Here is a 22,410-nt window from a genome sequence, read left to right on the forward strand (position 1 = left end):
AGGCCCCTGAGGAGCGTCACGATGTGCTCGGCTCGGACGTCAGCAGACCGTCGCGGTAGGCGATCGCCACGGCCTCCGTACGGCTCGTCGCGCCCAGCTTGGCCAGGATGTTGGAGACGTGCACGCTCGCCGTCTTGCCGGTGATGAACAGCTCCTCACCGATCCGGCGGTTGCTGCGGCCGAGCGCGAGCAGCCGCAGCACCTCCCGCTCACGCGCCGTCAGCGGCGACAGGGCGGACGGCCCTTCGGCCGACGGCGTGGAGCCCAGCCGGCCGCGCCGGATCAGCGTCTCCACCCGCTTCAGCAGCGGCGCGGCCGCCAGCCCCGCGGCCGTCTCCCGCACCTCGCCGGCCTGCACCGCGGCCTCGGCGCGCCGGTCCTCGGACAGCAGCGCCTCGGCCCACCGCAGCCGGCACCGCGCCTGCTCGTACACCTCGCCGTAGCCGAACGCGGCCACCGCCTTCTCCCAGGCCGCCGCGTCCGGGCCGACGACCGCCCGGGTCCACTCGGCCTCGGCCCGCGCCAGCCACGCCTGCCCCTCCGGGCCCTGGGGCGGCCCCGCCTCGCTGTGCCCGGCCGCCCGCCGCGCCGGTTCCATCAGCTCGCTCGCCACATCGGCCCAGCGCCGCGCGCCCGCCGTGTCACCGGCCGAGCGCAGCGCGGCCGCCTGGTCGGCGACGGCGGACAGCGCCAGCGCGAGCAGCCGCACCGCGACGTCCGGCACGGTGCCCGCCTCGTCGGAGAGCGCCGCCACCGTGGCGCGCGCCTGCTCCACCGCCGCCTCGGCATCGCCCCGCCACGCGGCCTCGTCGGTCAGCACGATCCCCGCGACCAGCGTGGCCATCCAGTCGAACGGCCCCGCGAGCAGCGCCCGCGCCCGCCCCGCGGCCCCCGCGTCACCGCGCGCCAGCGCCACGTACAGCGCCGGGCCCGCCGTGTAACCGCCCGCCGCCGGCACCGCCTCGGCCTCCACCGCCGCCCGCAGGCACTCGTCCCACCGGCCCAGCGTGTACAGCACCAGCTGCTGCAGATAGCGCATCTCCAGCGGATACGGCGACGACAGCAGCCCGGCGTCGCGGGCGCGCTCCAGCCCCTCCGCCGCCCAGGGCACACTCTCCTCGAAGGCGCCCGCCTCGAAGCAGCCGACGGCGAGATGGAACAACGCCCGCATCTCCACCGGCGCGTTGCCCGCGCGCCGGGCCAGCTCCCGGGCCCGCACCAGCCGTTCGCGCCCCTCGGCCGTACGCCGCGCACCGCCCTCGAGACCCACCAGCGAGATCAGCAGATCGGCCTGTGCGTCCGCCACCCCCAGCTGTTCCGCCGCGGCCAGTGCCCGCCGGGCCACCCGCAGCGCGGCCTTCATCTCCCCGATCTGCCGGGCCGCCATCACATGGGTGGCCGCCGCCCACACCCACGTACGCGTCGGCGGCTCCTCGGGGATCAGCGCGAGCGCCTCGCTGCTGTAGGCGAAGGCGGCGGTGAGGTTGTCGACGGTCAGCAGGTTCCCGGCGAGCGTGTAGCGCACCCGGGCGGCCAGCTCCGAGTCCGCGTCCTGCCCGATCCCGGCGAGCGCCGCCCGGGTCAGCGCGACCGCGCGGTGCGCCTCGCCCGCGTGCACGGCCGCCGCCGAGGCGCGCAGCGTCAGCGTGATCCGGTCGCTGCCCTCACCGGCCGGCCGGGCCGCGCCGTCCACCGCGGCCCACAGATCGAGGGCCGTCTCCAGATGGTGCAGCTCCTCCGCCGGCGCGCCGACGCGCCGGGCGTGGTCGGCTGCCTCCAGCGAGGCGGCGAGCGCCTCGGGCAGATGATGGCTCTCGCGCCAGTGGTGGGCGCGCTCCGCCGCGCTCTCGCCCGCCTCGCCGCGCCCGGCGAGCAGCCGCGCGAACGTGCCGTGCAGCCGCGCCCGCTCACCGGGCAGCAGGTCGGCGTAGACGGCCTCGCGGGTCAGCGCGTGCCGGAAGGTGTACGTCTCGCCGTCGCCCGGCACCAGCAGCTGGCGGCCGACGGCCTCGCGCAGCGCCGCCTCCAGCGTGTCCTCGGACAGCCCGACCGCCTCCCGCAGCAGGTCGTGCTCGACCCGGCGCCCGGCGACGGCGGCGGTCCGCAGCACCTGCTGAGCGGTCTCCGGCAGCTGCTCCACCCGGATCAGCAGGACGTCGGCGAGGGCGCTCGGCACGCCCTGCGCCCGCGTACCGGTGGCGGCGAGCAGCTCCTGTGCGTAGAAGGCGTTGCCCTCGGCGCGCTCCACGATCGTGCGCACGGTGCCGTCCGGCAGGGCTTCGCCACGCAGTGTCCGCAGCAGCCGGGTCATCTCGGTGTCCGGCATGGGCCGCAGCTCCAGCCGCTCCACCGCCGGCAGCCGCACCAGCTCGGCCAGCAGGGGCCGCAGCGGGTGGCGCCGGTGCAGATCGTCGGCGCGGTAGGAGGCGAGGACCGCGAGCCGGGGCCCCGATGCGCCCAGCGCGCCGCGGGTCAGCAGGAACCGCAGCAGGTCCCGGGAGGACTGGTCGGCCCAGTGCAGATCCTCCAGCACGACCAGCAGCGGGGCGTCCTCGGCGAGCCGGGCGAGCAGGGCAGCCATGCCCTCGAAGAGCCGCAGCCGCGCGTCCGCGTCCCGCGCCGGGTCGCCCCCGCGTACCTCGCCGCCGCCGCGCAGCCGCTCCACCGCGGCGTGCGCGGCCAGGTGCGGGGCCAGCCGCTCGTCCTCGGCGATCCGGCCGAGGATCTCCGTGAACGGCAGATACGGCAGGCCGACGTCGCCGAGGTCCACGCAGTGGCCGGTGAGCACGCGCATGCCCTGTCCGGCCGCGTGCCCGGCGACCTCGTCCAGCAGCCGGGTCTTGCCCACCCCGGCGTCCCCGGCCACCACCACGGCCCGCGCCTCACCGGCGCGGGCGCGCTCCAAGGCGCCGAGGAGCCGGGACAGTTCCCGGTCCCGGCCGACGAGCGGGGAGGTGAAATCGGTCTGCGACACGGATCAATCCTGGCACGCACCACCGACAACGCGGACACCACCGACCGGACCGACGCCCAGCGCGGGCTCCGTGCGGGGGTTACCGGCCCGGGCCGACGCTGCGGGCGCCGTTCACGCGGGCCCGCCACGTCACGGGCCGGGTCCGGCGCCCGGGGCGGGGACCGCGTCTGGCTTGCCGCGATTACCGCGCCGGGTCGGTGCTGCCGACGGCGTCCACCTGAGTCTGTAGGGGTCATCGGGGGGGATCTGCGCCCGGCGTAGGGGCTGCGTCAGGTTCGCCGTGATCGCCGTGCCGGGTCGGTGGTGCCGGCGGCGCCGGGCTCCGTCTGCCGAAGTGACCGGTCGGGATCTGCGCTCAGCGCAGGGGGCGCCCGGGCCTGCCGCGATCACCGGCCCGGGTCGGCGCTGCGGGCCTGCCCACGGCCGGCCCGCCGAGCCACCGGCCGGCGCCGACGCTCAGCGCACGCCGCGCGCAGCCCGGACCCGGACCCGGACCCGGCGCACGCCGCGCGCAGCCCGGACCCGGACCCGGCGCTCAGCGCACACCGCGCGCAGCCCGGACCCGGCGCTCAGCGCAGCGTCCCGACCCGGCCCGCCGGACGCGCGTTCAGCGCGACGTCCGCGCCCGCTCCGTCCCGCTCGTGTTCAGCGCAGCGTGCGGGCCCAGTCCGCCGGTACGCGGCCCGCCGGGCCCGGTGCGGGCTGGTCCTCGGGGTGGCTGTGCGGTGGCGCGAGGACGGGGCCGCTGTCGTACAGCTCGTCGGTGGCGTAGTTCCAGAACCACTCCTCGCCCGGCTCGTAGCTCTGCACCACCGGGTGCCCGGTCGCGCGGAAGTGCGCGGTGGCGTGCTGGGCGGGGGAGGAGTCGCAGCAGCCGATGTGCCCGCACCGCGCGCACCGGCGCAGGTGGAACCACCAGCCGCCGGCCGCCTCGCACTCCAGGCAGCCGGCGCCGCTCGGCACCGCGCTCTGGTCGATGCCCTCGCCCTGGGTCATGCCGTCTCCTCGGATGGGGTGTCGGGTTCCGCCGCGGTCAGCGGCAGCAGCACGCGGAAGCGGGTGTCGCCGGGCTCGGAGTCGACCTCGATGCCGCCGTGGTGCTTGTTGACCACGATCCGCCAGGAGATGTCCAGGCCGAGCCCGGTGCCCTCGCCGACCGGCTTGGTGGTGAAGAACGGGTCGAAGATGCGGTCCCGGATCTCCCGCGGCACGCCCGGGCCGGTGTCACGGAACTCCACCAGCAGCCGGTCGTTCTCCCGTGCCGTCCGCACGGTCAGCGTCCCCTCGGCGCCGGTGTCGCGGATCGCGGCGACGGCGTTGTCGATCAGGTTCGTCCACACCTGGTTCAGCTCCGCCGGGTACGCCGGGATCCTCGGCAGCGTGCGGTCGTAGTCCTTGACGACCTTGATCCCGTCGCCGATCTTGCCGGACAGCATCAGCAGCGTGCTGTCCAGCAGCTCGTGCACGTCGGCGACCTGGTAGGGCGCACGGTCCAGCTGGGAGTACTGCTTGGCCGCGTCGACCAGGTGCGAGATGCGGGTGGTCGAGTCCTCGATCTCGTCCATCAGCAGCTCGGTCTCGACGGTGTAGTTCAGCCAGCCGATCGCGCCGGGCAGGACGTCCGGCTCGACGGCGGCCGCGACCTGCTCCAGCCAGTCGACGTCGAGCCCGGCCTGCACGAAGGTCGGCGCGACGCGCCAGCCGTCCGGGATGTCGTGGTCGTCGAGCCAGTCGCTGAGCGCGTCCTCCCGGTCGGCGGCCTCCAGCGGGCTCAGCGCGGGCGCCTTGCCGACGCGTTCGGCGGTGCGCTCCTGGATCTCGATGAGACCGGCGAGGACTTCGCGCGGATAGGGCCCCGAGGAGATCACGGCGAGCTTGTGCCGCATCTTCGCGACCCGCTCGCGCAGCGTCGCGGTGGCCCGTACCGCGGCGGCGGCCGGGTTGTTCAGCTCATGGGTGAGCCCCGCGGACAGCGAGCCGAGCGCCAGCAGCCGCTCGCGCTGCCCGATGGTCCGCTGGGTGGCCTTCGAACCGAAGAACAGGCCCTCCAGGAGGTGGACCGCCATCGGGAACCACTCCTGCATGACGCTCGCGAACGTGTCGGCCGGCAGCACGAAGAACCGCGTCGGCTCGGTCACCCGCATGGAGTTGTTGTAGACCTGCCGCACCCGGTCCCCGAGGTAGGCCTGCATGGCGCCCGCGTACACCCCGGGCTGGGAGGTCCGCGTCACCTCGACGTCCTCGGCGCCGACCCGCCGCGAGAGCACCACCGTGCCCTCCACCATCACGAAGAAGCAGGTCGCCGGATCACCCTCGGCGTACACCGGACCGGGGTCGAACAGCTCCACCCGGCCCTCGCTGCACAGCCGCCCGAGCTGGTCGTCGGAGAGCTTCTCGAACAGGAACAGCGAGCCGATCTCCGCCGGGCTGCACGGCACCGGCCGCCCGCTCACGACTGCTCCAGATAGCGGTGGACGAGCATCACGGCCATGGCTCCCTCTCCGACGGCGGACGCGACCCGCTTCGCGGACTCCGCGCGCGCGTCGCCCGCGACGAACACGCCCGGCACATTGGTCTCCAGGTGGTACGGCGGCCGGTCCAGCTCCCAGCCCGCCGGCGGCCGCCCGTCGGGCGTGAGGTCGGGCCCGGCCAGGATGAACCCGCGCTCGTCGCGCAGCACCGTCCCGTCCAGCCAGTCGGTCAGCGGGGCGGCGCCGATGAACACGAACAGCCAGCCCGCGTCGACTTCCTCCTGCTCGCCGGTGTCGACGTCCCGCAGGGTGAGCCGCTCCAGCCGGTCATCGCCCTGCGCGGCCTCGACGACCGTGCGGGGGCGGACCGCGATGTTGGGCGACTCCTCGATCTGCTGGATCAGGTAGTGCGACATCGACGCCGACAGCGACGGGCCGCGCACCAGCAGCGTCACCGACTTCGCGCCCCGCGACAGGTACATCGCGGCCTGCCCGGCGGAGTTGGCGCCGCCGACGATGTACACGTCGTGGCCCTGGCAGGAGGACGCCTCGGTCAGTGCCGAGCCGTAGAAGACGCCGCAGCCGGTGAGGTCGTCGGCGCCGGGCGCCGGCAGCTGCCGGTACTGCACGCCGGTCGCGAGGATCACGCTGTGCGCGGCCACCGCCGATCCGTCCGCGAACCGCACGATCCGCGCCGCGCCGCTGACCTCGAGACCCGTGACCTCCCGCGCGGTGAGGATCTCCGCGCCGAACTTGGCGGCCTGCCGCCGGGCCCGGTCGGTCAGCTGTGCGCCGGAGACGCCGTCGGGGAAGCCCAGGTAGTTCTCGATCCGGGAGCTCTGCCCGGCCTGCCCCCCGGTCGCCGACCGTTCCACGAGCACCGTGCGCAGTCCCTCGGAGGCCCCGTACACGGCGGCACCGAGCCCGGCGGGGCCACCGCCGATCACGACGAGGTCGTAGAAGTCGGCCGTGGGTGTCGTGGCGAGGCCGACGCGGGCCGCCAGCTCGGGCGGGTCGGGCTCGATGAGCGGCTCCCCGTCCGGTGTGACGACCAGCGGCAGCCGCCGTCCGTCGGCGCCGGCCGCGGCGAGCAGCCGCCGGCCCTCGGGCTCGTCGGCGGAGTACCAGCGGTAGGGCACCTGGTTGCGGGCCAGGAACTCGCGCACCTCGGAGGAGTGCGCCGAGAAGCGGTGCCCGACCACCTTGGTGCTGGGCACCGGCTTGAAGTCGCTGCTCTTCCACGCCTGGAGCAGGTCGTCCAGGACCGGGTAGAGCTTCTCCTCGGGCGGGTCCCACGGCTTGAGCAGGTAGTGGTCGAGGTCGACGACGTTGATCGCGTCGATCGCCGCGTTGGTGTCCGCGTACGCCGTCAGCAGCACTCGCCGGGCGCCCGGGTAGACGTCCATGGCCCGTTCGAGGAACTCGATGCCGTTCATCTGCGGCATGCGGAAGTCGGCCAGGAGCACCGCGACCAGGTCACCGCGCAGCTTCAGCTCGCGCAGCGCCTCCAGCGCGGACTCCCCGGACTCCGCCCGCACGATCCGGTACGACTCGCCGTAGCGCCGCCGCAGATCACGGGCGACGGCGCGGGAGACCCCCGGGTCGTCGTCCACGGTCAGGATGACGGTCCGCGCAGCATCGGCGGCCTGTGCCATACGACTCCCACCCCGAGGTCGGTCACCGGCCCGGCCCGTCCTGGTGACGTGCCAGTCCGTGGCCCATCGTATGTTCGATCCGCCGTGCCCGCTCGGGTATACGCCCCGGGCTCAGGCGCGGCGCTCACCGAGGACGCAGAACTCGTTGCCCTCCGGGTCGGTCAGCACCACCCACGGCTGCTCGCCCTGCCCGACGTCGGCGCGGCGCGCGCCCAGCGCGAGCAGGCGCTGCACCTCCGCGCGCTGGTCGTCGGGGCGGAAGTCGAGATGGAGCCGGTTCTTGACGGTCTTGGCCTCCGGCACGGGCACGAACAGCAGCCCCGGCACACGGTCGGGCGCCGGACGGATCTCGAACTCCTCCGGGTCGTCGTTGACGACCGTCCACCCGAGGGCCTCGGCCCACCAGCGGCCCAGGGCCGCGGCATCGGCCGCGTCCACGATCACCTGCTCCCATTCCAAGGTCATGCCGGCAGCGTAGTGAGGAAGACTGGGGGAGACACAAGGGGATTCCGACACGAGGAGGCGGCCGGATGACGGGCCCGATCACGGCAGGGGTCGACGGGACGGACGAGAGCCGCTCCGCGCTGGACTGGGCGGCCCGGGAGGCCGTACGCCGTTCACTGCCGCTGCGTGTGGTGCACGCCTGGGAGTTCCAGCCCTCCGTGCCGTCCGAGGTGGCGGGCTACGAGGCGCAGCGGGGCTGGGCGGTGCAGGCGCTCGAGGGCGCGGTCCGCGCGGTCACCGAGCGCCACCCGGACCTCGCGGTGACCAGCGACGTGCTGGAGGGCCCGGCGGTGGAGACGCTGCTGGAGGCGGCCGCCGCCGCCGAGCTGCTGGTGCTGGGCTCGCGCGGCCACGGCCGGGTGATGGGCTTCCTGCTGGGCTCGGTCGGCCAGCAGGTGATCGCCGAGACCACACGGCCCGTGGTGCTGGTGCGCGCCGGCGACGAGGCGAGCGCCGAGGCGGCGGGGCGGGACATCGTCGTCGGCCAGCACGGCGCGCCGGAGGACAGCGCCGATGTGCTGCGGTACGCCTTCGAGACGGCTGCCGCCCGCAGCGCTACCGTGCGCGCGGTACGGGCGTGGACGCTGCCGCCGGTGTTCGCCTACAGCCCCGGCTCGATGAAGCTGGCGGACGACGCCGGTGGTCTGGAGCCGTTCGAGCGCAAGGCCCTCGGCGATGCGCTGGAGCCCTGGCGGGAGCGCTTCCCGGACGTGCCGGTGGTCGAGCACGTGGAGATCGGCAGCGCGGGCCAGGTGCTGCTGTCGGTGGCGGCCGACCACGCGCAGCTGCTGGTGGTCGGGCGGCGCGCCCATCGCACGGCGGTCGGCGCCCGCATCGGCTCCGTCGCCCACGGGGTGCTGCACCACGCCGGCTGCCCGGTGGCCGTGGTCCCGCACGCGTGAGGCGTCACTCGGGGAGCGTGGGCTCCAGGGTCTCGCGCGCCTTGGGCAGGATGTTCTCGATGTAGTCCTGGACGGCGGTGTCCAGACCGATGTCGTGCTGGGCCCGCTCGGACAGGAACCAGCGGTGCTCCAGCAGCTCGTGATAGATCTCCGCCGGGTCCATGGTGCCGCGCAGCTCCGGCGGTACGGCCCGCACGGTGGGCCGGAACACCTCCCTCACCCAGCGGTGCGCGAGCACCTCCGGGCGGGTGGAGAGGGGGTCGCCCGGGGCGTGGTCGTCCTGGGTGGCCATCCAGCTCTCCAGGTCGTTCAGCAGCCGCCGCGCCTGGTTCTCCTCGGCGTCCAGCCCGGTCAGCCGCAGCAACTGCCGCTGGTGGTGGCCCGCGTCGACGACCTTCGGCACGAACGTGACCGAGTCGCCGTGGGAGTTGTGCTCGATCTGCATCTCGGCCACGTCGAAACCGAGGTCGTTGAGCCGGCGAATGCGGCGCTCGATGTAGTGGTACTTGCCCGCCGGATAGACCGAGGTGCGGGTCAGCTCCTGCCACAGCTCCCCGTAGCGGGCGCAGATCTCGGTGCCGAACGCGACCGGGTCCACGGAGGGGTGCAGCGCCCCGGACGCCTCCAGGTCGAGCAGTTCGCCGCTGATGTTGACCCTGGCCAGGTCGAGGTCGTAGTCACGCTGGCCGGGGCTCAGCCGCGGGTGCAGCTCACCGGTCTCGGCGTCCACCAGGTAGGCGGCGTACGCGCCCGCGTCCCGGCGGAAGAGCGTGTTGGACAGCGAGCAGTCGCCCCACGCGAACCCGGCCAGGTGCAGCCGCACCAGCAGCACCGCGAGCGCGTCCATGAGGCGGTGCATGGTCGCCGGCCGCATCGTCGTCTCGAACATCGACCGGTACGGCAGGGAGCCGCGCAGATGGCGCGTGATCAGCACCGGTTCCAGCGGGGCGCCGCCGGCGTGGGTGCGCCCGGTGACCACGCCGAGCGCGTCCACGGCGGGGATGGCGAGCCGGTCCAGGTCGCGCAGCAGCTCGTACTCGCGCAGCGCGGGCCGCTCGGCCAGCTCCTTGACGGCGATGACCTCGTCGCCGGCGCGGGCGTAACGGACGACGTGGCGGGAGATGCCGCGGGGGAGCGGCACGAGGAATTCCTCGGGCCACTCCTCCAGGGGCAGCTGCCACGGCAGTTCGAGCAGGAGCGCGGGGTGCTCGGGGTTGGTGGCGCTGATCTGCAAAGCCATGGGCAGAGCCTAAGCGGATGCGCACGGTGTGCGGACGGCCCGGGCCGCCCGCGCCCGTACCGGCCGGGCGGCCGGGGCCGTTCCGCCCGGCGTCGCGCCGCGCCCTGAACCGCGCGGGGCGGCTCGACGGGCGTCGTGAGTCAGAGGCCGCAGGAACCCCGGTCGGGCTCGGACAACCTCGTACAGGCCCTAGGCGGCCCGCTCCCACGCCTGCTGGGCGGCCGCCGCCATGCCGCCCCGGTGCACCGGCCCGTGGCCCGGCAGCAGGACGTCGGCCTCCAGGCCCTTGATGATCTCCAGGGAGGCCACGGCGCGGGCCCGCTCGTGATGGAACATGTCCGGCAGCAGCTGCGGTCCCGTCGTGCGCGACGTGGGGTGGCCGCTGACCAGCGCGTCCCCGGAGATCAGGACGCCGGTGTCGGGCAGGTGGAAGACGCAGTGCCCGTCCGTGTGACCCGGCGTGTGCACGGGCACCGGGCGGCCGGGCAGGTCCAGCGCACCGGTGCCGGGGAAGGCCGCGGGAGCGGTGACGGGGTGCTGCTCGGTGCCGCCCGAGCGCAGCGCGTGCACCATCCACGGCAGCACACCGGGCCGCCAGGCGTTGCGCAGCACCTCGCCCACGGTGACCTGCTGGAGGAACTCCCGGCGGGCGTGCGGTACTTCGGCCTCGTGCAGATGGACCGGCGTGCCGTGGGTGGCCCGCAGATACTCGGCCGAACCCAGGTGGTCGTTGTGCGCGTGCGTGATCAGGACCGCCGCCACGGCCTCCGGTGAACTGCCCACCTGCGCCAGGGAGTCCAGCACCAGCTGCCGGTCCCCGGGGTATCCCGTGTCGACGAGTGTCGCGGCGTCGCCGTCCGTGAGGATCACCCAGTTGGTGTTGGAGCCGTGCACCAGGTAGGTGCCGTCGGCGACTTGGCGTACGTCCGCTCGCATGTGTCGTCCCCCGTCCGGGTCGCTGGCCGTCGGCGCACAGCAAAGCAGATCATGGGGGCGGCGGGGAGACCGGCCCGCCTCAGCGCACTCCCTGCGGCCGGAACTGGATGCTGATACGCGGTCCCGTGGCCCGGGTGGACTTCGGGATGCAGTGCTCCCAGGTCCGCTGGCAGGAGCCGCCCATCACGATCAGATCGCCGTGGCCCAGGGGCCGGCGGACCGCGGCGCCGCCGCCGTGCACCGGGCGCAGCAGCAGGTCGCGGGGGGCGCCCACGGACAGGATCGCGACCATGGTGTCCTCCCGTGAGCCCCGGCCGATCCGGTCCCCGTGCCAGGCGACGCTGTCGCGGCCGTCGCGGTAGAAGCACAGCCCGGCGGTCGTGAACGGCTCGCCCAGCTCCTCGGCGTAGTGCGCGGACAGCAGGTCGCGGGCCTCGGTGAGCACCGGGTGGGGCAGCGGGTCGTCCGCGCCGTAGAACGACAGCAGCCGGGGGACGTCGACGACGTGGTCGTACATCGTGCGGCGCTCCGCGCGCCAGGGCACCTCCGCGGCGAGCTGTTCGAACAGGGCGTCCGCGCCGGTCAGCCAGCCCGGCAGCACGTCGATCCATGCGCCGGCGCCCAGCTCGGTCCGGCGGATCCCGCCGAGGGAGCCGAGGCGCAGCTCGTCGGTCTGGTCGAACAGGGAGCCCTGGAGGTGCGTGGCCATGGCTCCAGCGTACCCCTGAATCGAAAATATGTTCCATGCGAGCGCCGCGCCCGCGCCAGTCCCTTTCGATACATCGATGTATCCGATACATTCGCGTATCGAACGGCGGGCGCGCAGCGAACGGAGGTGGCGATGGCGACGCACGACACGGCCCCGCGGGTCACGCGGCGGCGGGTGCGCACGCGGGCCAACCTGCTGGACGCGGCGTTCGCCGTGTTCGCCGGCAAGGGCTTCGGGCGGGTCTCCATCGAGGAGGTCTGCGAGGCCGCCGGCTACAGCCGCGGCGCCTTCTACTCCAACTTCTCCAGCCTGGACGAGCTGTTCTTCGCGCTGTACGAGCAGCGCGCCGAGCTGATCGCCGAACAGGTCGCGGACGCCCTCGCCCAGGACGGCACCGACCTCGACGTGCCCGCCTCCGTCGACCGGGTCACCGAGGTGCTCCTGCTCGACGTGGACTGGCTGCTGGTCAAGACCGACTTCCTGGTGCACGCCGCCCGCGATCCGCAGGTCGCCCGCACCCTGCTCGAACACCGCGCCCGGCTGCGCCGGGCCATCGCCGGCCGGCTCGCCCGCGCCACCGCGCACACCCCGCTGCCCGCCGTCCTCGGCGACGCCGACGGCGCCGCACACGCCGTGGTCGCCGCCTACGACGGTGTCACCACCCAACTGCTGCTGGACAAGGACGTCGAGCACGCCCGCGCCTGGCTCAAACAACTCCTCACCGCGCTGCTCACCCACGGCAGCGCGACCCCCCGACCCTGAAGGGAACGCGGATGGACGCGGACGTCATCGTCGTCGGAGCCGGACTCGCCGGCCTGGTCGCGGCGCGCGAACTGACCAGCAGGGGCAGGCGCGTCGCCCTCGTCGACCAGGAGAACGCGGCCAACCTCGGCGGACAGGCGTTCTGGTCCCTCGGCGGACTCTTCCTCGTCGACACCCCGCAGCAGCGGCGCCTCGGCGTCAAGGACTCCTTCGACCTCGCCTGGAACGACTGGCAGGGCAGCGCGGCCTTCGACCGGCTCGCCGACGAGGACTCCTGGGCGGTGCGCTGGGCCCGCGCCTACGTCGAGTGGGCGGCGGGGGAGAAGCGGTCCTGGCTCACCGGGCACGGCATCGACCTGCTGCCGACCGTCGGCTGGGCCGAGCGCGGCGACCTGCGCGCCGACGGCCACGGCAACTCCGTGCCCCGCTTCCACATCGCCTGGGGCACCGGCACCGGCGTCGTCGAGCCGTTCGCCGACCACGCGAAGCAGGCCGCGCGGGACGGGCTGCTCACCTTCCACCACCGCCACCGCGTCGACGAACTCGTCCTCCAGGGCGGCGCGGCCCGCGGCGTGCGCGGCAAGCTGCTCGCCGCCGACGACTCACCCCGCGGTGTCGCCTCCAACCGCGACGAGACGGGCGACTTCGAGCTCACCGCCCAGGCCGTGATCGTCACCACCGGCGGCATCGGCGCCAACCACGACATCGTCCGCCGCTACTGGCCCGAACGGCTCGGCACCCCGCCCGCCGAGATGGTCACCGGCGTGCCCGCCTACGTCGACGGCCGCATGCTCGACATCAGCGCCGAGGCCGGCGTGCGGCTGGTCAACCGCGACCGCATGTGGCACTACACCGAGGGCCTGCGGAACTGGAGCCCGATCTGGCCCGGCCACGGCATCCGCATCCTGCCCGGCCCGTCCTCGCTGTGGTTCGACGCCCTCGGCCGCCGTCTGCCCGACCCCTGCCTGCCCGGCTACGACACCCTCGGCACCCTCAGGCACCTGCGCACCACCGAGGACATCGCCGGATACGACCATTCCTGGTTCATCCTCACCCGGAAGATCGTCGAGAAGGAGTTCGCGCTGTCGGGCTCCGAGCAGAACCCCGACATCACCGCCAAGGACAAGGGGGCCGTGCTGCGCGACCGCCTGCTCGGCAAGGGCGCGCCCGGCCCGGTCGCCGACTTCCTGCGGCACGGCGCGGACTTCGTCGTCGCCGACACGCTGGAGGCGCTGGTGGAGAAGATGAACGCCTCCACCGACAAGCCGCTGCTCGACGCCGCCGCGATCCGCCGCCAGATCGAGGCCCGCGACCTGCAGATCGCCAACCCCTACAGCAAGGACGCCCAGGTGCAGGGCATCCGCAACGCCCGCCGCTACATCGGCGACCGCCTCGGCCGTGTCGCCACCCCGCACCGTCTGCTGGACCCGGCGGCCGGCCCGCTCATCGGCGTCAAGCTGCACATCCTGACCCGCAAGACCCTCGGCGGCATTCAGACCGACCTCGACTCGCGCGCCCTCGGCCTGGACGGCACGCCGATCGACGGACTGTACGCGGCCGGTGAGGTGGCCGGCTTCGGCGGCGGAGGCGTGCACGGCTACAACGCGCTGGAGGGCACGTTCCTCGGCGGCTGCCTGTTCTCGGGGCGCGCGGCGGGGCGGGCGGCGGCCGCGCAGACCGCGTGACGGCACGCGGATGACGGGGCCGGGCCCTACCGCTTTCCCTTCAGCAGGCCGAGCAACACCGCCGCGTGGGACTCGCCGGGCGCCTTCGAGGCGGTCAGCAGCGTGACCCGGCCCCGGCGGGCCGACGCCCGGAGGTGGCCGAGGAGTTCGGCCGCCTCCGGCTCCGCGAGCTCCGCCTCGTAACGCTGCCGGAACTCCTCGTAGGAGCCCTCGCCGGCGTGGTACCAGCGGCGCAGTTCCGTCGACGGGGTCAGCCCCTTGGGCCACTCGTCGATGCGCGCGGCGTCCTTGGCCAGGCCACGCGGCCACAGCCGGTCGACCAGGACACGGACGCCGTCGTCCGGCTCCGGGGGGTCGTACACGCGACGCACGCGGACGCTCATCGGCGGGCCTTTCTGCGGGGGGCGGTCGCTGCGAGCGTATGCGGGCCGCCCGGACGACGCCGTACGACGTGGCCTGAACGAGGGGCGACCGGGCGGCCCGCGGCTCCTACGCTGAGGGCCGGTTGATCACCCGGCACCCCACAAGGAGCGCATGTGAGCCGATCCCGGCAGCCCGCCAGACGCCCCGCCTTCCTCGGCCGATCCCGGCAGCAGCGCGCCGGACGCGCCGCATCCGCGCGCCGCACCGCCTTCCTCGCCACCGTCCCCGTCGCCCTCGCCGCCCTGCTGGCCACCGCCACGCCCGCGGCGGCCGGCACGACGGGAAGCGCGGGCGTCGGCGACCCCTACTTCCCGCTCGCCGGAAACGGTGGCTACCACGTGAGCCACTACGACCTGACGCTGCGTTACGACATCCGCAGCCGCCACCTCGACGGCCGCGCGGTCCTCAGCGCACGCGCCGGTCAGCCCCTCACGCGCTTCGATCTCGACCTGAGCGGCCTGAAGGTCACCGGCGTCACCGTGGACCACACCCGGGCCGCCTACCGGCGCGACGGCCAGGAACTCGTCGTCACACCACGCCACGCCCTGCGCGCCGGGCAGCGGTTCCGCGTCACCGTCACCTACAACGGCGTACCGAAGCCGGTCACCGACCCCGACGGGTCCCCCGACGGCTGGATCCCCACGGACGACGGGGCGTTCGTCGCCGGGGAACCGCAGGGCGCCATGACGTGGTTCCCGGCGAACAACCACCCTCTGGACAAGGCGTCGTACGACTTCACCCTCACCGTCCCTGAGGGGCGCACCGCCGTCGCCAACGGTGTTCTGCTCGGCACCCGCACCGCCCGCGGCACCACCACCTTCCGCTGGCACCAGGCCGAGCCCATGGCCGCCTACCTGGCCACCGCGACCGTCGGCGCGTTCAAGGTCCGGCAGTACACCACCCGCGACGGCATCCGCGTCTACGACGCCGTCGACCCGCGGGAGGCCGGCGCCGCCGGGCCCGTGCTCGCGCAGCTGCCCGCGGTCCTCGCCTGGGAGCGCGGCGTCTTCGGGCCGTACCCCTTCCGGGCGGCGGGCTCGATCGTCGATCACGCGCCGGACGTCGGCTACGCGCTGGAGACACAGACCCGGCCCGTGTACGACTCCGCGCCCGACGTCGACACCCTCGTGCACGAGACGGCCCACCAGTGGTTCGGCGACTCCGTCTCGCTCACCGGCTGGAAGGACATCTGGCTCAACGAGGGCTTCGCGACCTACGCGTCCTGGCTCTACGACGAGCAGCACGGCGGCCCGAGCGCCCAGCGGGCGTTCGAGGAGCTCTACGCCCGCCCGGCGAGCGACGCGCTGTGGGCGTACCCGCCCGCCGACCCCGGCAGCGGCGCCCGGATCTTCGGCACCCCCGTCTACGCCCGCGGCGCCATGGCCCTGCAGGTTCTGCGCCGGGCCGTCGGCGACCGTGCCTTCCTGCGCATCCTGCGCACCTGGGCGGACGAGCACCGGTACGGCCACGGCACCACCGCCGGCTTCCTCGCCCTCACCCAGCGTCTGACCGGCACAAACGCGGACGCCCTGCTCCGCACCTGGCTGTACGCCCCCGGCAAGCCGGCCCGGTTCTAGGGGGTGTCTCGTCGATCAGGCCGGATCAGGGAGCGGCGTCTGGTGCCGTGCATCGCAAGGCGGAGGAGGGAGTCGATGCGGAGCATTGGGGGTCCCCCCTGCTCGTAGAGCTTGGGGGAGAGTGACGACAACGCGGCGAGGTGCGGTGCCAGACGCCGCGAGCCCGGCGTGATCGGCGAGACACCCCCTAGCGGCGCGGGGCCTCCCTGATTTCCGGTCCGTCCCACGGGTACTCCGTCGGCCTGAACGAGACACAGGGAGGTCCTGCCATGCACGAAGGGGACGACCTGCCGGTCGTGCGCTCGCTCGCCGAACTCACCGACCTGGTGGACGGCAGCCGGCAGCTGTACGTGCGCTGGTCCAAGGGGCCGGAGACCGACCTCGGCAAGGCCTCCAGCACCGACGAGCTCACAGGCGTCCCCATGCCGGGCCTGTCCGCCAACCCGCTCGACGTCGAGGCGTGGTGGGAGGGCCGCCCGCTCAGGCTCTGGGTGGCGCGCCGGCTGTACGACTACGCGCACCTGCCGCACGAGAAGGGGCCCGGCATCCGGCCCTGGGTGCTGCAGGGGCGGGAGACGGGACGGGGCCCGGACAACGAGCCGCTGGTCGTCGAGGTCCACCCGAGGTGCTGGATCGACCCCGCCGTGATCGACGAGGCCCGCGGCGAGGTCGACAGGCAACGCCACGACTGGGGCCCGATGGACCGCACCGGCCGCGGCCGGGGCCCCCGCTGAGGTGCCCGCGGCCGCGGCCGGAGAACCTGATCGTCGTCGGACGGCCGCCGCTCGTTGCGGGCCCTATCCGGACCTGCGGCTGCCCGCCCGGCGCCGCAGCCGGCGGCGTTCCGTCTCGCTGGTGCCGCCCCACACCCCGGTCATCTGGTCGCTGTCCAGCGCGAACCGCAGGCACGGCTCCTGGACCGGGCAGCCCCGGCACACCGCCTTCGCCTGCTCGGTCTGGACCAGCGAGGGCCCGGTCGTGCCGATCGGGAAGAAGAGGTCGGGGTCCTCGTGGCGGCATGCGGCGTGCTCTCGCCAGTTGTGCATCAGAAGTCACCTTCGGTTGCATCGATGGGTCGCGTGGGCTTGCGGTTGATTCACTCGCCTTCGGGTCACCTGTCGATGCTCGGGTGAAACACCCCATTGTTCCTTGCCCGTTGGGACGGCTACCCGGGCGGGGTACCGCCGGTCAGCCGCGGAGCGCGTCGGCGGCGGCCTCCGCCACCGCGTCCGCGACCGCGGCCAGGGCGGGGGAGTCCAGCCGCCACTGCTGCCAGTACAGCGGGACGTCCACCGCCCGCCGCGGCGCCAGCTCCACCAGACGACCGGCGCGCAGCAGCGGCTCGGCCTGCGCCTCGGGCACCATGCCCCAGCCGAGCCCGGCGGCGACCGACTCGGCGAACCCCTCCGACGTGGGCACGTGGTGCCGCAGCGCGCTCGCAGCGCCACGCCCGCCGCGCAACTGCCGTACGAATCCGTCCTGGAAGTCGTCGCGCCGGTCGAAGACGATCACCGGCGCCTCTCCGAGGACGTCGGGCAGGGGACCGTGCGACAGATGGCGTGCGGCGAACTCGGGGGCCGCCACCGGGAGATAGCGCATCCGGCCGAGGAAGAGCACCGAGCAGCCGGGCACGGCGTCGGGGGAGGACGTCACCGCCGCCATCACCAGGCCCTCGCGCAGCAGGGCCGCCGTGTGGTCCTCGTCCTCGCGGCGCAGCTCGAAGCAGAGCCGCAGTTCTCCGGGCACCCGGGTGAGCGCCCCCAGGAACCAGGTGGCGAGCGAGTCCGCGTTCACCGCCACCGGTACCCGCACCGGCTCCCCGGCGTCGCTGAGTCCCAGCTCGGCGTGGGCGTCCCGCTCCAGCCGGGCCACCTGCCGGGCGAGCCGCACGAGCACCGCTCCGGACTCGGTGGGTCGCACCGGCTTGGTGCGCAGCAGCAGGACACGCCCGGTGCGCTGTTCGAGCGCTTTGACCCGCTGGCTGACCGCCGAGGGCGTCACGTGCAGGGCGGCCGCCGCCGCGTCGAACGTGCCCTCGTCGACCACGGCGAGCAGTGTGCGCACCTGGTCGAGAGGAAGCTCCGCGGTCATCGCACCATCACAGGAGCTAATGATACGTAAGAATCCTTAGCTGTACGCGGAGTGATCGCTTCCGTAGCGTCGAGGACATGCCCAGCTCGCTCACCGCCGCTGCCGCCGGTTTCGGCACCGGCCTGTCGCTCATCGTCGCCATCGGCGCCCAGAACGCCTTCGTCCTGCGCCAGGGGATCCGCCGGGACGCGGTCCTCGCCGTCGTCGGCATCTGCGCCCTGTCGGACGCCCTGCTCATCGCCCTCGGGGTGGGCGGTGTGGGCGCAGTGGTGGTGGCCTGGCCGGGTGCGGTGAAGGCGGTCGGCTGGATCGGCGGCGCCTTCCTGCTGTGCTACGGCGTCCTCGCCGCCCGGCGCGTGCTGAAGCCGGGGGCGCTGCGGGCGGAGGGGGAGGCGGCGGGCTCACGCCGGCGCGCGGTGCTCACCTGTCTGGCGATGACCTGGCTCAACCCGCACGTCTACCTCGACACCGTCTTCCTGCTCGGTTCCATCGCCGCCGACCGTGGCCCGCTGCGCTGGACGTTCGGCCTCGGCGCCGCGCTCGCCAGCCTGTGCTGGTTCACCGCCCTCGGCTTCGGCGCCCGCCTCCTCAGCCGGTACCTCGCCCGCCCCGCGGCCTGGCGCGTCCTGGACGCCCTGGTCGCCGCGACGATGCTGACGCTGGGAGTGTCCCTGATCGCCGGCAGCTGAGCAGGCCTGCGGACGCCCGGCGCCGCCGCCGGTGGGTGCTGCGATAGTGAACCCTGGCAACACAAGATGTAGCGACCATCCAGGGAACCCGTGGACACCAGCGACAGCACCACCGAAGAGAAGGAAGAGCCGCGCGCGTCGGCCCTCGAGCCGGGGGTGCGCACGGGCTGGCGCCGATGGGCCATGGACACCCGCCCGCTGCGCCGCCCGGCCTACCGTCGGCTGTGGTCCTCGACCATCGTCACCGCCGTCGGCAGCCAGCTCACCGCCGTCGCCGTGCCCAAGCAGATCTACGACATCACCGGCTCCTCGGCGTGGGTCGGCTACGCGAGCCTCGCGGGTCTGGTGCCGATGGTGGTGTTCGCGCTGTGGGGCGGGGCGGTCGCCGACACCATGGACCGGCGACGGCTGCTGCTGATCACCAACACCGGCATCGCCGTCACCTCGGTGCTGTTCTGGCTGCAGGCCGCCGCCGGACTGGACTCCGTGGGCCTGCTCATGGTGCTGCTCGCGGCCCAGCAGGCGTTCTTCGGCCTCAACTCGCCCGCCCGCAACGCCTCCATCGCCCGGCTGGTCCCGGCCGAGGAACTGCCCGCCGCCAACGCGCTCGGCTCCACCGTCATGCAGACCGGCCTGGTCGCAGGGCCGCTGCTCGCGGGCGCGCTGATCCCCGTCATCGGCCTGCCCGAGCTGTACCTGCTCGACGCCCTCGCGCTGTGCGTCACGCTGTGGGCGGTGTTCCGGCTGCCGGCGCTGCCGCCCCTCGGCCCGGCCGCGGCCCGCCGCGCGGGCGTGCGGCAGATAGCGGAGGGCTTCCGCTACATCTCCGGCCACAAGGTGCTGCTGCTGTCCTTCCTCGCCGACATCGTCGCGATGGTCCTCGGCATGCCCCGCGCCCTGTTCCCGCAGCTCGCCGCCCAGACCTACGCCTCCTACGGCGAGGGGCTCGCCCTCGGCCTGCTGTTCGCCGCGATCCCGGTGGGCGCGGTGCTCGGCGGGCTGTTCTCCGGCACGTTCTCCCGCGCACGCCGGCACGGCTGGATGGTGATCGGCGCGGTGATCGCCTGGGGTGCGGCCATCACCGGGTTCGGGCTGAGCGGCAACCTGTGGCTCGCGGTGCTGTTCCTGGCGGTGGCGGGGCTCGCCGACATGATCTCCATGGTCTTCCGCGGGGCGATCCTGCTCTCCGCGGCCACGGACGAGATGCGCGGCCGGATGCAGGGCGTCTTCACGGTCGTGGTCGCGGGCGGGCCCCGCCTGGCCGACGTCCTGCACGGCACCGCGGGCTCGGCCTTCGGCCCCCGCACGGCGGTGGCGGGCGGCGGCCTGCTCGTCGTCACGACCATGCTCCTGCTGGCCACGGCGATGCCGGCCCTGCGGCGTTACCGCATCTGACCCCGGGCCGTGCCGACACGACACGGCCCCGGCTGCGGCGGAACGGCGGACGGTGTCGCTCACGTTGCGGGACGCGGCGCAGCACGGGCACGTGGCCGGCCCGGCGCACGGCACATCCTGCGCCCCGCCGAAAGCCGGCCACCGTCCGGCTCCTAGCGTGAGCGTCGCATCGCGTACTGCTCCATCAGTTTGTTGCGGGTCGTCTCCAGCCGGTTGGCCAGGATCTCGGCGACGATGCGCATGAGCGACAGCCCGAGGGCGGGTTCCTCCTCGCACAGCCGCAGCACCGGCTGCGCGTGGAACTCGTAGGCGCGCACCTGGCTGAAGGCCTCCGCGCCGAAGTCCCACTGGTACGGCGGGAACAGCCAGGACCAGCCGAGCAGGTCGCCCGCGCCCAGGGAGGCGACGGTGACCCGCTGGATCGACGTCACCTGCTGGGTCAGCGAGACCGAGCCGGAGCGGATGACCCAGAAGCGGTCGGCGCGCCCGCCCGCCTCGAAGATGTGGGTGTCTTCGGGGAAGGACACCTCATGGGCGAGTTCCATGAGGTGCCGACGCTGGGGCGGGGGCAGAGCGGTCAGCAGTTTCGTCGCTTTGGTCATGAGGCGGGGCTCCTCGCCGGCGATGGTTCCGGTGCTTTCCCTACGCCCATTTCAGCCGCTGCCGGGCCGTCAGGCACCTCGGCGGACGGCGTAATTCCACAGCACGATCGACGCAGGCGGGGGCGGAGGCCCGGTGCGCGGGCATGAAGAAGCCCTGGCTGGACGGGGGAAACCAGCCAGGGCCGTAAAGGGTGGCGTACGGAGGACTGCGAAGGTCGACCCCGTCACCACGTATGGATGAACCGTAAACCATCTCGAGCGCGGTTGCCCAACCAGAACCCGGTCACGTGACCCGTTTCACTTCACCACCCGGACGGTCTCCAGCTGCGGGTCACCGGGATCGGGCAGATACATCCCCGCCGCCAGGCCCGAGCACAGATAGCGCAGCACCGGCTCGGTCAGCCGCTCACCGGGCAGCACCGCCGGGATGCCGGGCGGATACGGCGTGATCATCTCGGCCGCGACGCGCCCCGCCGCCTCGACCACCGGCACGTCCTCGGCGGGCCCGAAGAACGCGTCCCGCGGCAGCGCCACCTGCTCGAGACGCAGCTCGCCCGGCGACGGCACGTCCACCCCGGGCGCGCCGCGCAGCTCCGGCGCCACCCGTGCCAGTTCCTTGAGCGCGGACAGCAGCTCCCCGGTCGTGTGCCGGTCGTCCCCGTGGGTGATCTGCGCGCCGATCCGCCGGTGATCGACCAGATGCATCTCCACCTCACGGTGCTCGCGCAGCCAGTCCGCCGCCCGGTACCCGGTGACACCGAGCCCCGCGGTGTCGATGATCGTCGGCAGCGGGTCGAAGTCCACGGCCAGACCGGCGCCGCAGAAGTCGTCCCGGTCGTTGACGTGCAGCCCGTCGATCTCCTCGATGGCCGCGCGCACCTCGGCGGCCAGCTCCAGCGCACCGCCCATGAGCTCCCGGCCGCGCAGCGCCATCTGCCGCCGCCAGCCGTCCAGACCCGCGTAGATCAGCACCGACGGACTCGTGGTGCCCAGCAGGTCCGAGCGGTTCTTCAGCAGCTGCGGCGGCACACGATCGCCCTGCACATGGAAGACCGACCCCTGCTCAAGACCGCTGCCCATCTTGTGGATGCTCGTCACGCAGATGTCGGCGCCCGCGTCCATCGCCCAGGACGGCAGATCCGGATGGAAGGGCAGATGCGCGCCCCAGGCCTCGTCCACGATCAGCGGCACGCCCCGGTCGTGGCACACCTGCGCGATCCCGCGCAGGTCCGCGCACGCGCCGTACGGAGTCGGCGAGGTCACCAGCGCGCCCTCGGCGTCCGGATGCGCCGCGAAGGCCCGGGCGAAGTCCTCGGGCGCCGGCGGGTGCGCCAGATGCCGCTCGGCGTCCCAGCACGGCTCCACCCACACCGGCTCGACCCCGGACAGGACCAGGCCCGACACCACCGACTTGTGCGCGTCCCGCCCGATGAGCAGCTTCTCGTGCGGCCCCGCCACCGACAGCATGGCGGCCTTCACGGACAGGGAGCTGCCGCAGGTGGTGAAGAACGTGTGCTCGGCGTGCACGGCGTCGGCCATCAGCTTCTCGGCCCGTTCCAGCACCTGCCCCCGGGTCAGCCGGTCGTCGAGCCCGCCGGCCGCCAGGACGTCACCGAGGAACACCGCGTCCCCCAGCACCTCCCGTACGGCCGGGTCCGCGCCGCGGGCCTGCTTGTGGCCGGGCGGGGTGAACGACAGACGGCCCCGGCGACGGTAGTCGACCAGGGCGTCCAGGACCGGCGCTCTGGTGTGATCAACTTTCATGGGCACCGGGTTCCCGCGTCACCCGCGGGCA

General features: G+C 73.9%; 20 protein-coding genes. 7 read left to right on the plus strand and 13 right to left on the minus strand.

Features of this window, described 5'->3' with window-relative positions:
* Window positions 1–16: 16 nt before the first annotated feature.
* From ACZ64A_RS32805 to ACZ64A_RS32825, 5 genes are all read right to left on the minus strand, one after another.
* Complete coding sequence (locus ACZ64A_RS32805; protein WP_469815570.1) at window positions 17–2,974, minus strand: helix-turn-helix transcriptional regulator; 2,958 nt, start codon at window positions 2,972–2,974, stop codon at window positions 17–19.
* A 645-nt stretch (window positions 2,975–3,619) separates the two neighbouring features.
* Window positions 3,620–3,970 (minus strand): UBP-type zinc finger domain-containing protein, encoded by a 351-nt coding sequence (locus ACZ64A_RS32810; protein ID WP_469815571.1) that lies wholly within the window; start codon window positions 3,968–3,970, stop codon window positions 3,620–3,622.
* Entirely contained in the window at window positions 3,967–5,427 is a 1,461-nt protein-coding gene (locus tag ACZ64A_RS32815; RefSeq protein ID WP_469815572.1) for an ATP-binding protein, read from the minus strand. Before ACZ64A_RS32815 ends, ACZ64A_RS32810 begins: the two co-directional genes overlap by 4 nt.
* A complete protein-coding gene (locus tag ACZ64A_RS32820) occupies window positions 5,424–7,100 on the minus strand; it encodes an NAD(P)/FAD-dependent oxidoreductase (protein WP_469815573.1) in 1,677 nt (558 codons plus the stop codon). Before ACZ64A_RS32820 ends, ACZ64A_RS32815 begins: the two co-directional genes overlap by 4 nt.
* Before the next feature lie 111 nt (window positions 7,101–7,211).
* Entirely contained in the window at window positions 7,212–7,565 is a 354-nt protein-coding gene (locus tag ACZ64A_RS32825; RefSeq protein ID WP_469815574.1) for a VOC family protein, read from the minus strand.
* A 65-nt stretch (window positions 7,566–7,630) separates the two neighbouring features.
* Between ACZ64A_RS32825 and ACZ64A_RS32830 the strand changes: the two genes are divergently transcribed.
* Complete coding sequence (locus ACZ64A_RS32830; protein WP_469815575.1) at window positions 7,631–8,506, plus strand: universal stress protein; 876 nt, start codon at window positions 7,631–7,633, stop codon at window positions 8,504–8,506.
* A 4-nt stretch (window positions 8,507–8,510) separates the two neighbouring features.
* On the opposite strand, the gene ACZ64A_RS32835 is transcribed toward ACZ64A_RS32830, so the two are convergent.
* From ACZ64A_RS32835 to ACZ64A_RS32845, 3 genes are all read right to left on the minus strand, one after another.
* Complete coding sequence (locus tag ACZ64A_RS32835) at window positions 8,511–9,746, minus strand: DUF4032 domain-containing protein (protein ID WP_469815576.1); 1,236 nt, start codon at window positions 9,744–9,746, stop codon at window positions 8,511–8,513.
* A 189-nt stretch (window positions 9,747–9,935) separates the two neighbouring features.
* Window positions 9,936–10,682 carry an MBL fold metallo-hydrolase gene (locus ACZ64A_RS32840; RefSeq protein WP_469815577.1) on the minus strand — a complete coding sequence of 249 codons (747 nt, stop codon included), beginning with the start codon at window positions 10,680–10,682 and terminating at the stop codon, window positions 9,936–9,938.
* A gap of 79 nt (window positions 10,683–10,761) precedes the next feature.
* Complete coding sequence (locus tag ACZ64A_RS32845; protein WP_469815578.1) at window positions 10,762–11,391, minus strand: alpha-ketoglutarate-dependent dioxygenase AlkB; 630 nt, start codon at window positions 11,389–11,391, stop codon at window positions 10,762–10,764.
* A gap of 132 nt (window positions 11,392–11,523) precedes the next feature.
* On the opposite strand from ACZ64A_RS32845, the gene ACZ64A_RS32850 reads away from it, so the two are divergent.
* Window positions 11,524–12,153: a TetR/AcrR family transcriptional regulator gene (locus tag ACZ64A_RS32850; RefSeq protein ID WP_469815579.1), complete on the plus strand. Its 630-nt coding sequence runs from the start codon at window positions 11,524–11,526 to the stop codon at window positions 12,151–12,153.
* 11 nt (window positions 12,154–12,164) lie between these two features.
* Entirely contained in the window at window positions 12,165–13,838 is a 1,674-nt protein-coding gene (locus tag ACZ64A_RS32855) for an FAD-binding dehydrogenase (protein ID WP_469815580.1), read from the plus strand.
* Between the two features lie 26 nt (window positions 13,839–13,864).
* Here the strand turns inward: ACZ64A_RS32855 and ACZ64A_RS32860 are convergent, their stop codons facing one another.
* A complete protein-coding gene (locus ACZ64A_RS32860) occupies window positions 13,865–14,221 on the minus strand; it encodes a DUF488 domain-containing protein (RefSeq protein WP_469815581.1) in 357 nt (118 codons plus the stop codon).
* Between the two features lie 282 nt (window positions 14,222–14,503).
* On the opposite strand from ACZ64A_RS32860, the gene ACZ64A_RS32865 reads away from it, so the two are divergent.
* Both ACZ64A_RS32865 and ACZ64A_RS32870 read left to right on the plus strand, forming a co-directional pair.
* A complete protein-coding gene (locus ACZ64A_RS32865) occupies window positions 14,504–15,838 on the plus strand; it encodes a M1 family metallopeptidase (protein WP_469815659.1) in 1,335 nt (444 codons plus the stop codon).
* Window positions 15,839–16,107: 269 nt separating this feature from the next.
* A complete protein-coding gene (locus ACZ64A_RS32870) occupies window positions 16,108–16,572 on the plus strand; it encodes a DUF6098 family protein (RefSeq protein WP_469815582.1) in 465 nt (154 codons plus the stop codon).
* 63 nt (window positions 16,573–16,635) lie between these two features.
* On the opposite strand, the gene ACZ64A_RS32875 is transcribed toward ACZ64A_RS32870, so the two are convergent.
* Together ACZ64A_RS32875 and ACZ64A_RS32880 are read right to left on the minus strand one after the other, a co-directional pair.
* The gene (locus ACZ64A_RS32875) at window positions 16,636–16,884 is read right to left on the minus strand and encodes a WhiB family transcriptional regulator (protein WP_469815583.1); all 249 of its coding nucleotides are present in this window, start codon (window positions 16,882–16,884) and stop codon (window positions 16,636–16,638) included.
* Between the two features lie 142 nt (window positions 16,885–17,026).
* On the minus strand, window positions 17,027–17,929 hold the full coding sequence (locus ACZ64A_RS32880) for a LysR family transcriptional regulator ArgP (RefSeq protein ID WP_469815584.1): 903 nt from the start codon (window positions 17,927–17,929) through the stop codon (window positions 17,027–17,029).
* 77 nt (window positions 17,930–18,006) lie between these two features.
* On the opposite strand from ACZ64A_RS32880, the gene ACZ64A_RS32885 reads away from it, so the two are divergent.
* Together ACZ64A_RS32885 and ACZ64A_RS32890 are read left to right on the plus strand one after the other, a co-directional pair.
* Entirely contained in the window at window positions 18,007–18,618 is a 612-nt protein-coding gene (locus ACZ64A_RS32885) for a LysE/ArgO family amino acid transporter (RefSeq protein ID WP_469815585.1), read from the plus strand.
* Window positions 18,619–18,708: 90 nt separating this feature from the next.
* On the plus strand, window positions 18,709–20,013 hold the full coding sequence (locus tag ACZ64A_RS32890) for an MFS transporter (RefSeq protein ID WP_469815586.1): 1,305 nt from the start codon (window positions 18,709–18,711) through the stop codon (window positions 20,011–20,013).
* 152 nt (window positions 20,014–20,165) lie between these two features.
* On the opposite strand, the gene ACZ64A_RS32895 is transcribed toward ACZ64A_RS32890, so the two are convergent.
* Complete coding sequence (locus ACZ64A_RS32895) at window positions 20,166–20,615, minus strand: cyclic nucleotide-binding domain-containing protein (RefSeq protein WP_469815587.1); 450 nt, start codon at window positions 20,613–20,615, stop codon at window positions 20,166–20,168.
* Between the two features lie 297 nt (window positions 20,616–20,912).
* The gene (locus ACZ64A_RS32900; protein WP_469815588.1) at window positions 20,913–22,379 is read right to left on the minus strand and encodes an aminotransferase class I/II-fold pyridoxal phosphate-dependent enzyme; all 1,467 of its coding nucleotides are present in this window, start codon (window positions 22,377–22,379) and stop codon (window positions 20,913–20,915) included.
* Window positions 22,380–22,410 lie beyond the last annotated feature (31 nt).

Source organism: Streptomyces sp. NPDC104814 (assembly GCF_055583185.1).

Excerpts from the sequence above, each read along its gene's own strand:
- ACZ64A_RS32810 (WP_469815571.1), bottom strand. The coding sequence starts at position 3,970 with ATGACCCAGGGCGAGGGCATCGACCAGAGCGCGGTGCCGAGCGGCGCC.
- ACZ64A_RS32820 (WP_469815573.1), bottom strand. The coding sequence starts at position 7,100 with ATGGCACAGGCCGCCGATGCTGCGCGGACCGTCATCCTGACCGTGGAC.
- ACZ64A_RS32825 (WP_469815574.1), bottom strand. The coding sequence starts at position 7,565 with ATGACCTTGGAATGGGAGCAGGTGATCGTGGACGCGGCCGATGCCGCG.
- ACZ64A_RS32830 (WP_469815575.1), top strand. The coding sequence starts at position 7,631 with ATGACGGGCCCGATCACGGCAGGGGTCGACGGGACGGACGAGAGCCGC.
- ACZ64A_RS32835 (WP_469815576.1), bottom strand. The coding sequence starts at position 9,746 with ATGGCTTTGCAGATCAGCGCCACCAACCCCGAGCACCCCGCGCTCCTG.
- ACZ64A_RS32840 (WP_469815577.1), bottom strand. The coding sequence starts at position 10,682 with ATGCGAGCGGACGTACGCCAAGTCGCCGACGGCACCTACCTGGTGCAC.
- ACZ64A_RS32845 (WP_469815578.1), bottom strand. The coding sequence starts at position 11,391 with ATGGCCACGCACCTCCAGGGCTCCCTGTTCGACCAGACCGACGAGCTG.
- ACZ64A_RS32850 (WP_469815579.1), top strand. The coding sequence starts at position 11,524 with ATGGCGACGCACGACACGGCCCCGCGGGTCACGCGGCGGCGGGTGCGC.
- ACZ64A_RS32855 (WP_469815580.1), top strand. The coding sequence starts at position 12,165 with ATGGACGCGGACGTCATCGTCGTCGGAGCCGGACTCGCCGGCCTGGTC.
- ACZ64A_RS32860 (WP_469815581.1), bottom strand. The coding sequence starts at position 14,221 with ATGAGCGTCCGCGTGCGTCGCGTGTACGACCCCCCGGAGCCGGACGAC.
- ACZ64A_RS32870 (WP_469815582.1), top strand. The coding sequence starts at position 16,108 with ATGCACGAAGGGGACGACCTGCCGGTCGTGCGCTCGCTCGCCGAACTC.
- ACZ64A_RS32875 (WP_469815583.1), bottom strand. The coding sequence starts at position 16,884 with ATGCACAACTGGCGAGAGCACGCCGCATGCCGCCACGAGGACCCCGAC.
- ACZ64A_RS32880 (WP_469815584.1), bottom strand. The coding sequence starts at position 17,929 with ATGACCGCGGAGCTTCCTCTCGACCAGGTGCGCACACTGCTCGCCGTG.
- ACZ64A_RS32885 (WP_469815585.1), top strand. The coding sequence starts at position 18,007 with ATGCCCAGCTCGCTCACCGCCGCTGCCGCCGGTTTCGGCACCGGCCTG.
- ACZ64A_RS32895 (WP_469815587.1), bottom strand. The coding sequence starts at position 20,615 with ATGACCAAAGCGACGAAACTGCTGACCGCTCTGCCCCCGCCCCAGCGT.
- ACZ64A_RS32900 (WP_469815588.1), bottom strand. The coding sequence starts at position 22,379 with ATGAAAGTTGATCACACCAGAGCGCCGGTCCTGGACGCCCTGGTCGAC.